This window comes from uncultured Hymenobacter sp. (assembly GCF_964242765.1).
GTDB lineage: Bacteria > Bacteroidota > Bacteroidia > Cytophagales > Hymenobacteraceae > Hymenobacter.
On sequence record NZ_CAXTBM010000105.1, the window covers coordinates 1 to 11,998 of the forward strand.

The window sequence follows — 11,998 nt, forward strand, 5'->3', positions numbered from 1 at the left end:
GGCAAGACGAAGGGTTGTCCGCCGAGCTATTAGGCGAGCAGCCAGCGGAGAAAATTTCAGAAACCCTACGAAACGGCACTATCGGGCTATCCACCACGTCTTTGGTGGTAACGGAAAAGAGTGGAACCGTAGCTGCCATGATCGAACATGGATTGCCGGTACTCTGCATCGCTAGAGCCTGGTGGCCGCGCGGCATCCCAACTCTAGAGCAAATTCCGGGCATCGCTGAATATCAGCAAGGTACCTTGGAAACCTACCTCTCGAACGTCGAGTCGCCACCTTTTACGAGCACTGTTCCTGAAATAGCTCGTGTAATGGCGCAGGCCCTCTCAACTACCGCCAAGTAGCAACTAAGTTGTCAGGAATTCTTCGTTGTGCATCCTCTCCTTTCCTGATTAGCTGTTGTTGGGTTTCGGAACAGCTTATTATCTCCTTGGAAAGTCGGCTGGGTGTAATTCAACTAATGCTGAACAGGCACAACAGGATCTACATAACTTCTTAATCCTTACTTGCCCTTGGCTGCTAAAACCAATCATAGCGGCATCTACTCTTCTTTGTTTATGAAACTGATCTACTCTCATCCCACCGGTAATGCCAACGTGCGTGCTGCTGCTAGTGGACTAGCAGAGGCAGATCTGCTGGCGGAGTTTCACACCACTATAGCGTCATTTCCGGGTACTGTACTCGATGGGTTAGGAGGAATTGGCCCACTGGCCGAAATCAGGCGCCGCCGTTATGATCCGGCACTCAGGCCATTTGCGCACATGTGGCCCTGGCGGCAGGCTGGTCGGATACTCGCCGGCAAGGCTGGGTTGTCTACCCTGAACCGCCACGAAACCGGGTATTTCAGCGTCGATGCCATCTATCAAAGCCTCGATAAGCGTATTGCGGGCAGATTGCAGGCTGGACAAAAGCGTGGTGTACAAGCCGTATATGCGTATGAAGACGGAGCCGTTGAATCGTTTCGCGCGGCCAAAAAGCTAGGGTTGCAATGCTTGTATGATTTGCCGATTGGCTACTGGCGCGCCTCCTTGCGGCTACTAGAGCCTGAGCGGGAGAAATGGCCAGCATGGGCGTCTACCCTAACCGGATTTGAAGATTCGGCGACCAAGCTAGCCCGTAAAGACGAAGAGCTGCGGTTGGCTGACCGTATTTTTGTAGCCAGTCAATTCACGGCCAAGACGTTGCAGGATTTCCCGGGTTCGTTGGCCCCCATTGAGGTTATCCCGTATGGCTATCCAACCGTCGGTAGCCCCCGTGACTATAGTAGCCTCAGCAGCGGCCGGCCCTTGAAGTTGCTTTTCGTGGGTGGCCTCTCCCAACGCAAAGGCATAGCTAATCTTTTTGCCGCCGTAGATATCCTTGGCCCTCATGTTGAGTTGACGGTGGTAGGCAGAAAAGGCAGCGATAATTGCAAACCTCTGGATGAGGCCCTGGCCAAGCACCGCTGGATTCCAAGCTTGCCCCACGACCAAGTGCTGGCCGTGATGCGGGAGCACGACGTTTTTGTATTCCCTTCGCTTTTCGAAGGCTTCGGCTTGGTTATCACCGAAGCTATGTCGCAGGGAGTCCCCGTGATTACCACCGACCGTACGGCGGGCCCCGACCTTATCGAGCACGGCCGCAATGGCTGGTTGGTGGAAGCCGGTTCGACAGAAGCCCTGGTTGCAACTATCGAGGAAATGATTCGTCGTCCGGCCAGCGTAGCCGAGGCAGGCCGCGCCGCCCTCGAATCGGCCCGGGCTCGTCCCTGGGAGGTGTACGGCCGGGAACTGACGGCTGCCATCATGAAACACCAGAAATCCTTATCCTAAGCCCTAAAGTAAACTCAAAAAGCACGTATGGTGTAGCGCGAAGCCCGCGCTTCGCGTGTCGTTGAACGATGCTTTATAGCGCGCAACCTCAGCAACGATACGCGAAGCGCAGGCTTCGCGCGACACCAGTTGCCGACCAAAATCCGTCAAGGATTGGCTGCAAGTATCTATTTGAAGGACAAGTGACTGCGCTCTAAAGATAACTGCCGTGCTTCGGTAAGTACTACATCGCACTTACTGTTACTACCACATCGGTATTGCGACCGTGGTCATCGGCGCAGGAAATTTTCAGGGGGCCGGGCGGGGGCTTGAAGAAAACCCGCTCGGTAGCCGCCGCCACCCGCAAGAATTTGTCGTTGACGTACCAATACACTTGGCGCACCTCGTTGCCGGTGGTGCAACTTAAGAGCAGTTGTTGCTGCTCGTGGCGGTTGAGAACGTACTCGGTGTTGGCGGTGGGAGAGGTGATGGTCGGGGCCGATTCAGTGCCGCCGCGTACTAGTTGGCAAACGGGGTTGTGCGGTGGCAGGCGTTGATACGGAATGCCTTGCGCTTCTTTGTAGGCTGCCACTTCCGGCAGTAGATTTGGGTACAGGGCCCGCCGAAAACCTGCCGCCGGCGCGCAGGCCCGGCAGTACACAAAACGGCTGTCCGCCGATAGCAGCACTTCACGCTGGTGCTGGCAGCGCCGGCCATCCGATACGCCCGGAAGGAAATAGTCGATTATTTGGTTGGGGCAGGTTTCATTGGGAACTAGGCCGGTTTCGGTGCACACCAGCCGGAAGTCCAGGGCAGCGGGGGGCACAAACCAGTCGTTAGGTGAATTGTACGCTAAGTCGTTGAACACGTTGAAGAGCAGGGGTGTGGCAATGTCGGCGCCCGTAAGGACGGGGCTGCCGTGGCCGCTGAAGTTGCCCACCCACACGCCCACGGTGTACTGCTTGTTGTAGCCGATGCTCCAGGCGTCGCGGCGGCCGTAGCTGGTGCCGGTTTTCCAGGCAATTTTTGGTAGCCGAAGGCTACTGGCCGCGCCTAGCGGCAAATCGGGGCGCGTAAGCTGCGCTAGGATGTCGGTGGTAAGGAAGGCCGCGGCCGGCGAAACCAGCGCGGTACCGTTTGCCTTGCTTTTGCCGTTTCCAGTTAACTGCAACTTAGCATACCGGCCGTCGTTGGCCAGGGTCACATATAGGTTGGTTAACTCTTCCAAGCTGGCGCCGCAGCCGCCTAAGATGCTGCTCAGCCCTAGCTTGGCTCGGTTGCGGGTCACGTTTTGAAAGCCTGCCTGGTGGAGCTTGTCGGTGAAGGTGGGCACGCCCAACTCATGGAGGACGCGCACCGCCGGAATATTGAGCGAGTAAGCCAGGGCCCGCTCCAAGGTTACTTCGCCGTTGCAATGCTTATCGAAATTTTCGGGCCGGTAACCCTGGAAGTTAGTTGGTACGTCCGGTAACACAAGTTTAGGCGTGACGAGGCCCCGGTCCATGGCCAAGGCGTAGAGGAACGGCTTGAGCGTGCTGCCCGGCGAGCGGACGGCAACAACCCCGTCGTTTTGGCCTTGGCTGTCAAAGTCCTGAAAATCAGCCGAGCCCACGTAGGCCTCTACTTGCCGAGTACGGTTGTTGACAACCAGCACGGCCGCTTGCGTAATGCCAAGCTCGTAGAGGCGGCGCACGTAATTGCGTGTGAGGTCTTCGGCCTTGCTTTGCTTGTTGCGCTGAACACTGCTGCGGATGATGGCCTGCCCCGGAAACTGTTGTACCAAGCGTCTGGCCAGATGCGGCGCCAGGGCCGGCGCCGCGTGGCGTTGCACCTCCAGCGGTTCGAGCAGGGCATCTGCTATATCCTGCTTGGCAAACAAGCCCGCCGCTCCGAAGCGGTGGAGCCAGCGGTTACGCTCTTGCAGCACGGCCGCGTTGTTTTTGCCAAGCACCAACCCGCGCGGCCGGTTCGGAATGATGGCTAGCGTCACCATTTGGGCCAGCGACAAATAATCAGGCGGCTGCTGGAAGTAGAGCAGGGCAGCAGATTTCACACCTTCTATGTTGCCGCCGTAGGGTACCAGATTCAAGTAGAGCTGTAGAATTTCTGCTTTGCTATAATGGGCTTCCAGTTGCGTGGCGCGCAGTATTTCCAGCAGCTTATTGCCGAAGGTACGTTCCTTGGGTTCTAGCAGCCGCGCCACTTGCATGGTGATGGTGCTAGCCCCCGTAGTGCGGCCCGTGCCAAACAGGTTGCGGGCGGCGGCTTGCAGTAGAGCCACCGGATTCACCCCGAAGTGCCAGTAAAACCATTGGTCTTCTTTCTCAACGATGGTTTTGCGCAAAGCCGGCGTGATTTCGCGCAGTTCGGTTTTCATGCGCCACTTTTGGGTAGGGTTGAGGTAGGCGTGTAGCACCGTCCCATCGGCGGCCAGCACGATAGGCGAGTAGAGCGGGGCCTGGGGCAGGGGGAAAGTTCGGTCAAGAATGAAAAGCCCCAGCAGCCCTGCCAGTACTACTCCTAATAACCGCAGTCTAATCCGCCAATTCATTGTTAAATATCAACTAAGCGCGTAGTTATTCGGTAAGATTAGGAGGTGTTACGAGCAAAAAAGAGGCCTGCTCCGCGGAGCAGGCCTCTTTTTTAGTTTAAGTTCGAAAGGCGCAGTTGCATTCTTAAGCGGTTTGGGCGGCCGGAACCTCAGTTTCTTCACTTAATGCCCAATGGATAGCTTCTCTTTTCTGAGCCAACGAGAAATGGCGAACCTCCGCCGGGCTTACTAAGGTGGCCAAAGCGGCGGCGGCTTTAAGTAGATTGCTGTCGTCGCTGGTGATGGCCACCCGTTTGAAGTTTCCCCAGTGCTTAATGTCCAGCTTGATGTCTTCCCAGAGAGCAGTGGCCGTGATATAGCTAAAGCTGCGCACATCGAGGTACATATTGATTTTGCCCCAGCGGGCTATCTTCTGTTCCAGCAGCGGCAATATGGCGTCGTAGTGCTCTTTAGTAAGCTCGCCCGATATGGTGAGGGCGAACAGGTTTTGCTCTGGATAATCGGTGGTGTCGAACATATCTGACAAAAGTGGTGAAGGTGCTTTTGTTTACTACGGAAAAGGAAACACAGCTTGTCCGCTTGCTTGATGCGTCTGCAAAAGGCTTTTACGGCCGAGTTGCTTTATAAAGTCACAAGTTGCTTCTGTATAAACAATGAACTTGGGGTGCGTACGCTTACTTAAACAGTAGTGAATAAGGGTAAATTACTGAATATCAGATTAAAAGAAGTGTTTCAAGAAATCATTTAGCTCATAAAAATAAGAGCAGTAGGCTAACTACAGTAAGAAACGAAGCGGGTCCTAACTAAAGAGTCTGTGCCAAAAACGTAACAAGTAATCGCAGATCACACCCATCGGAAAAGGTTGCAAACTTCAACCGCAAGTGACTTCACTTAGGTGGTTCGGGGACTTCCACTTGCACTTCGAAGTCGCGCTTAGGAGGTGCTTCGTTGTTGGTCATGTTCCGGTACAGAAACCGCAGCGTGGTCTTGCCAGGTTTTAGGGCTTGAAATTGAAAGGCAACATCTTCGGGGGTGCCCGCTTTCACTTTCCTCGGTTTCTTGCGAGGCTGCTCAACCGGCGGCGCTACTGCTTGCACGATGTCGTCGGCTACTGGCATCAGTTCCCAGGCGTACTGCGACCCCACCGTGGTATCGAGCTTGATGAGCAGTTGGTCGCCCTGGTTTACTTTCACGCTGCTGTGGTTGCCGTATTCCGTGATGTTCACGTTTTTAGCCACCCCAGCCTGATCAATGGTGATGTAAGCGTGGAAATAGCCATTGAGAGATGAATAGCTCGTGCCCGTTGCGGCCGAAAGCAGCGCCAAATCAAGACCCCCAGTGCCTACTGCCTGAAAATGAATTTCGAAAGTGGCCGGCGCACCCGGAACGCCGCTGCTCAGACCGGGCAGGATGTTGGTAGTAGTCACGGTCAGTTGGCCGGGATAAGTCTGTGCCAGCCGCCACCCAAAGCGGGGCGAGATAGTTGGCAAACGCACAACAAGCTGGTCACCGACATTTAGCTGTATTTGCTTGCCGTTGTCACTGGCCGTGAGCGTAACAATGTCGGCATGCGCTGGGCTCGCTAGCCATAAGGTCGCGCATAGCACGAGCACTGCCGTTGAAAAATGCTCAGTGAAACGCAGAAAACCAGTCAATATATTTCGCATCAGGTTCGGCATTCGCACAGGCATTAAGATTGATTCAACAACAGCACAGCCGGCGCTTGCTAAGCCGTCGGCTGTATCGGGACAGAATAGGAAAGTGTACGGCTAAACCTTGGAAAGGCTGTAGTTGAGCTTGTTAGGCTGGAGTGCCCAGTTCCTGGTGTAAATCATTAAGCCAGTTTATTGACTTGTTGATTTCAGAAAAGCTCAAGAAAGGCATATAATTCTTTGCCAGAACGTCATGCTGAGTGGAGCCGAAGCATGACGTGCTATAGATTTCGGTGCTTGAATAATAGCGCTTCTACCGCACCCGCACCACGCCGGCCCCGTTGTAGCTGTGGTATTCGGCGTTGTACATAGCATCGGCGCTGACGGGGCCAAGCTTGAACGTGCCTTTGCTGACGGCGCGGGCCAAGTAGTAGAACGACTTGGGCGAAGTAGAAGCGGTGGTGAAGAGGTTGATTCGGTCGTCGCGGACGTCGAGGTAGTCGGGTTGGGCGGCGTTGGTGGCCCAGGCCAGGTCCCGGACGGCCCCGATACGCGGATTCTCGATTTCCAGGCCGGCGGGTAGCAGGTCGGTGATGGCCACGTTCTTCACTTCCCCGGCGCTTTCCGCCGACTGGATGGTGATTTTAACTACCACCAAGTCGTTCTGCTTAAAGGAAGTGGCGCCAACGGGTGCCCCGCTACGGTCCAGGAACTGGCGGCGGACTTGCAGGTAGGAATCTTCCTCGATGACCTGGCCGCTGCGGCTGATGCCTTCCGTTTCCCAGAAGTAGTAGAGGCTGCCTTTGCCGCTGGTGCGCAGCGCCAAGGGGCGGTTGGCTACGTTGTTGACGGTAAGATCTTTGCCCGTGAAGTTGCCCATAGCTTTGCCATCAGCCAGCACACTAGCCGTGACGGTGCTGCCGGCGTTTTTCTTGGCCAACTTACCAAGGGCCAACAGCGAGAAGGCGCGCTCCTGCGTGTTCAGCCAACTGGCCGTTTTCACCTGGCGGCTGAGCTGCCGGGCCAGCGTATTCACCTGTGGGTTGGCGGGGTCTGCGGATAGCAGGGCGTTGAGCACCAAGGCTTCGTCGCGGATGGGGGAGGCGAACGAGCCGTCTAGCTCGCGGCCGGCCATGGTGGCGGTACCGAAGCGGGTGGGCAGGGCTTCGCGGAAGCTACGCTGGTTGCCACCAACGGCAAAGGCGCAGGCCAGCACCCACCGCGAATCTTCGGCCAGCAGCTTGCGGTTGGCTTTGTAGTAGTTGAGCGCCACCGGGTCGGGGCGGCCGGCGAGGGCCAGCACGTAGAGCGAATAGGCAATTTCCTTTTTCGCCAGCGTGACCGGCTGAATCACGCCGCCGGTTTGGATGATGTTGTAGGTGTTGGTTTCGCGCTTTTTGGTGCGGGCTTGCAGGTAGGCTAGCACCCTATCGAGCACGCTCTTGTTCACGGCAAAGCCGGCTTGTTGGGCTTCGAGCAGGAAATGGGCGGCGTAGGCGGTGGTCCACCAGTTGTCGTAGTCGCCGCCGGGCCAGTAGCTGAGGCTGCCGTTGTACATCTGCTGCGACTCCACCTTGCGGATGGCTTCCTGTACATGGTAGTTGGGGTTGAAGAGGCCCGCCTTGCCGGATTTACCGGTTTTCTGACCCAATGAAGCCGCCAAATCCCCATAATACAACTGCGGGAAAGCCGCCGACACGGTTTGCTCCAAGCAGCCGTAGGGGTATTGCAGCAGGTAGCGCAGGTCCTTGGCAAACTCGGTCATCGGCGAGCGGCTCACCACCAACTGGCTCCGCAACGACGATGGCAGGAAATCGGTCGTCAGGTTCAGCTTCTGCGTCGCGCCACCCGCTACCACGCCCGCTCCCGTGCGCTTCTGAAGCGGCGAAGCAGGACGGATAGGCAGTTCGATGGTTTCTGTATTCTGCGTAAATGACTTAGTCGTACCCTGCTTGATGCCGCTAGCAGAAACAGCAATACTACTGTTGCCAATGGATGGTCTAGCTTTGATATGGAAGGAAACTTGCTTTTCAGAATTAGGTCGTACTACTATTGAAATTCCTGTGAATGGTGTTTTACGGGCAGGTATTCCATCTACACCGCCTTCATACCCTGAATCGAGTGATTCAAGCGGGCCAGTCAACTTGTATTTAGCGAAAATAGTTATTGATTCCTTCGTCGTGTTCGTCAGCGTTACCGGCACGTCAATGGTGTCGTCGGGGCTGAGGAAGCGGGGGAGGGCCGTTGAAATGACTACCGGGTCGGCGACGCGCATGGTTTGTTCGGCGGAGCCGAAAGCGTCGTTCTTGTAGGCGGCGGCCATGATGCGCAAGGCGCCGCTGAACTGCGGCACGCGCAGCTTATAGCGCACGAGGCCACTGGCGTCGGCGGTGAGCACGCCGCTCCACTTGGCTACCAGCTGCACCCGGCGCGAAGGCACAGGCGAAGTGCGGCGCGAGAGGTCGGAGGCGTCACCGCCGCTGCTGCTCGTGCCGAGTTCGGGCAGCAGGAAGGGGTACACGTCGTAGGCATCGACTTCGAGGGCGCGCTTCTGGTAGAAGTACCCGTAGGGGTCAGGTGTGCGGTAATCCTTCATTTGCAGGATGCCTTCATCCACGACAGCCAGCGTCACGTTGGCGTTGGGCGCGGTGCGTACTTCCACCGTCTGCCACACTTGCGAGCGGCTTAGTTCGGGCGCTTTAATGGCTACGGCCAGCTTGGTTTCCGGCTTCTCAACCACCAGCGGCACGAAGCCACGGGCCACCGTCAGGGGCAGCCGGTTGTCGGTGATTTCGCGGATGGCGGTGGCCGTCACGTAGATATTTGGGACGTGCCCGCCGCGGATAGGAACGCTCACGCGGGCCGATTTCTCGTCGGTGTTCACGTAGAAATGGTCGAGCACCCGGTCCCGCTCCACGGTCACGAGCACGCGGCCGGGGAAAGGCGTTTTCAGCAACAGACTGGCGGTTTCGCCGGGCTGATATTTGTCTTTGTCGGCTTCAATGGTCACCTCGCCCTCGTTGTTTACCTCGAAGGCGTTGCTTTGCGTATCGCCGTAGCCGTAAGCGTACACCTGCTGCGCCACGTAGGTATCGGCGCCGGGCCGCGACACTCGCACTTCGTACTCGCCGGAGTAGCTGGCCGGGAAGCCGAGCCCCTTGGCGTTGCCTTCCTTGCCCACCGCCACGCGCTGGTCCATCACAATCTCCTCGCGCCGTTGCGAGTTGTAGACGTACCGGCCGCCCTGGCGCTCAATCACCGTTTCCCACAGCAAGCGCACCACCTGCACACGGGCTTCGGCGCTGGTAGGCTGCCCGGCTGGCGTGAGGGCCACCAGCTGTATCGGAATCACCTCGCGGGTATCGAACATTTCGGGCAAGGTTTTCAACCCGAACATCACCGCCTGCGTCTGCACCTCGAAGGTGGCGAGGCGGTTGACGGGCCGGCCGGTTTCATCGAACACCGTGCAGAAGGCCGTGCCTTGCAGCGTGCCGAGGTCGGTGTAGTTGGGCACTTCGTAGGTGGCCGTGCCGCGGCCGGCGGCATCGGTGTTGCCTTCGCGGGTGGTGTTCTCGAAGCGGCTGCTGAGCGGCGTGGCCTGCTGGTTGTTGTAGCGGCCTCGGCGCTGTTCACCGGTACTCAAACTAAAGGCGTAGTCCTCGAAATTCTTGGGGTTGAAGGCCTTTTCTTTCAGCGCAAACTCCACCTCAAACTTGCGGTCGGCGGCGGGCGGACCGAACAGGTTTTGGGCCGTAAGCTGTGCCGAAACCGATTGGCCGGGCTTCACTACGGCGGGCGTGGCCTTCACCGTCACCTTCATGCGGTCCGGGATAAACTCCTCCACACTCACCTGCCGTGAGGTCAGCAGCACGTCGTTGCCGGTCAGCACTTCCAGGGTATAGGTGCCGGTCATGATGCTCGGAGGCAGAATAAAGCTGGCTTCGAAGCTCCCGGCCGCCGTCAGCTCTTTGCGCAAGCTGGCGTATTCCTTGCCGGTGGGCAGCAGCAACCGAATCTTGACGGGCAGCTTGGCCACCGGACTTTTCCAATCCTCGGTCCGGATGATGGTGTTGGTGCGGATGGTGTCGCCGGGGCGGTATAGGTCCCGGTCGCCGTAGAGGAAGGCTTGGTAGCGGGCAGCGTTGCTTTGCAGCCCGCCCACCTCGAACCGCGACGTCTCGACGCGGCTGCCATTCAAGTCCAGAAACGTGAAATCTGACTCGCGCTGCGCCACAATCATCCCGAGCTTGAAGCGGGAGTTGGCGGTGGTCGTGTCGAATTTGGCTACCCCGTCGCGGTTGGTGACGCTGGTGCTGATAACCTGGTTGTTGGTACTCACGAAGCGCACTTCCACCCCGGAAAGCGGCTTGGCCGTGCGGATGGAATTGGCAAACACCAGCGTGCTGCCGCTCTTGCCCTGCTTCACAATCATGCCGATATCCGACACCGACACCAGCTTACTGACTTGCAGCCACTGCCGCTCGGTATCCTGCACCTTCACCACGTACAAACCCTTCAGTCCACCCGAAAACTCCAGGTCCTTCATATTCAGGTTCAGCAGCCGCAGCCCCTGCGCCTTCGGCAGCCCCGATACGGTGTAAGTGCGCTTGTTGAGCACGTTGCCGAGGTTCTCGATGTCGTAGTAGCGGTAGGAGCGGTCCACGTACTCGCCGTCTTCTCCTTCTCCCTCGCTCTCCCCACTTTCCTCGTCGTATTCGGGGTAGCCGTACTGCTGTTCGCCACGCAGCAGCTGTTGAATATTGTTGGCGTAAACTTTGGCAATGGTGACCTGCACCTTTTCCACCTCGTTGATGCGGATACCAAGGTTGCGGGTGCCCAACGCATCGAGGTACATGGCCTTATCGGCACTGGCGAAGCTGATGGTGGGCTGCTTAGTCGCAAAGCTGACGGTTTCGGTGACGCCGCTGGCGAGTTGGCCGCCGAGTGCGCCGGGCAAGCCTTGGGCTAAGCTGACTTGGTAGGTTTTGCCGGCCTCGAAGCCCCCTTTCAACACGAAGCCGCTTTCTAGCTCTTCCACCGAAAACGCCACTGCCGGCACCACCGTAAGGCCACCTTGCAGGTTCGCCTCGCTCACCGGCTGGCTGGTCTGGACCGTAACAATGGGGTCGGCGTTTTGCAAACTGCCCACAATGGAACGTACTTCCAGCGCCTGCTGATCGGGCACCGGCACGCTGGTAGTGTACTCGCTGGTGGAGGCTCGGTCGCTGCCCACGGCGCGCAGGCCCTGCGCCAGTGCCACCGTCAGCGGGCTGCCCGGCCGGACTTCCTGCGTAAGTCCCACGCTCACCGTCTGGCCCGGCTCGGCGCTACGCACCTCGAAAGCCACCGGCTGCCCGTCCTGCGTGACGCGCAGCAGCGGCTTCACATCCGAAGGCCGCACGCTGTAGTTGAAGGGCAGCTCTAAGCGCATTTCGGCCGTGCCCGCTGCCCGCGTTGAGCGCCCCCAAAACGCCTGCGGCTCATTCAGTGCCAGAAACGGCGTGTGAAACTTGCGGCGGTTTTCGGGTAGCGTCAGTTTCTGTTTGTTGGTGGGCAGGGTGGTGGATTGCAATTCCGCCTCAAACGTGGTGCTTGGCCGGAACGGCGTGAGCGGCGAAAACACCAGCTCCCGGTCGGAAGTCCACTTGAACTTGCCACGCATGGCCGGCTGGAATTTTACGTACTGCACCGTGTCCCACCGGGCCTGCTGGTCTTTGCCTACCACGGCCTCATCGAAGAGGAAAACCAGGTTCTGATACGGGTCGATTTCCTCGCCATCGGGCGCCGCAACACCATCGGTACCGGGTTTAGCGCAAGCGCACAGCAAAGCCAGCAGCACCAGCAGCGGCAGGCGAGAAAGGGTACGAAACGACATGATAAGGAGGAGCTAGAAAGGTCTCCGGAAGGTATAGAAAAAGTAGAATGTATCAGGAGGTTTATACCTCGTAATTTGGTGGCTTCGCTCTTTGGTTAACTGTTAAATAGGCAGGTGATCTTACCTA

Annotated in this window: 6 protein-coding genes; 2 read left to right on the forward strand and 4 right to left on the reverse strand. The window is 57.7% G+C overall.

The window, feature by feature from the left end; translation table 11 throughout:
* Together ACFE7X_RS23920 and ACFE7X_RS23925 are read left to right on the forward strand one after the other, a co-directional pair.
* Positions 1–347: hypothetical protein (locus tag ACFE7X_RS23920; RefSeq protein WP_375438200.1), on the forward strand; the 347-nt coding region annotated here is incomplete at its 5' end.
* Positions 348–560: 213 nt separating this feature from the next.
* Complete coding sequence (locus ACFE7X_RS23925; protein ID WP_375438201.1) at positions 561–1,814, forward strand: glycosyltransferase family 4 protein; 1,254 nt, start codon at positions 561–563, stop codon at positions 1,812–1,814.
* A 223-nt stretch (positions 1,815–2,037) separates the two neighbouring features.
* On the opposite strand, the gene pbpC is transcribed toward ACFE7X_RS23925, so the two are convergent.
* From pbpC to ACFE7X_RS23945, 4 genes are all read right to left on the reverse strand, one after another.
* Positions 2,038–4,344 carry a penicillin-binding protein 1C gene (gene pbpC, locus ACFE7X_RS23930; protein WP_375438202.1) on the reverse strand — a complete coding sequence of 769 codons (2,307 nt, stop codon included), beginning with the start codon at positions 4,342–4,344 and terminating at the stop codon, positions 2,038–2,040.
* A 124-nt stretch (positions 4,345–4,468) separates the two neighbouring features.
* Entirely contained in the window at positions 4,469–4,861 is a 393-nt protein-coding gene (locus ACFE7X_RS23935) for an STAS/SEC14 domain-containing protein (RefSeq protein ID WP_375438203.1), read from the reverse strand.
* A 370-nt stretch (positions 4,862–5,231) separates the two neighbouring features.
* Positions 5,232–6,011 carry a protease inhibitor I42 family protein gene (locus tag ACFE7X_RS23940; protein ID WP_375438204.1) on the reverse strand — a complete coding sequence of 260 codons (780 nt, stop codon included), beginning with the start codon at positions 6,009–6,011 and terminating at the stop codon, positions 5,232–5,234.
* A gap of 298 nt (positions 6,012–6,309) precedes the next feature.
* Positions 6,310–11,871, reverse strand: a complete 5,562-nt coding sequence (locus ACFE7X_RS23945; protein ID WP_375438205.1) for an alpha-2-macroglobulin — start codon at positions 11,869–11,871, stop codon at positions 6,310–6,312.
* Positions 11,872–11,998: the final 127 nt, after the last annotated feature.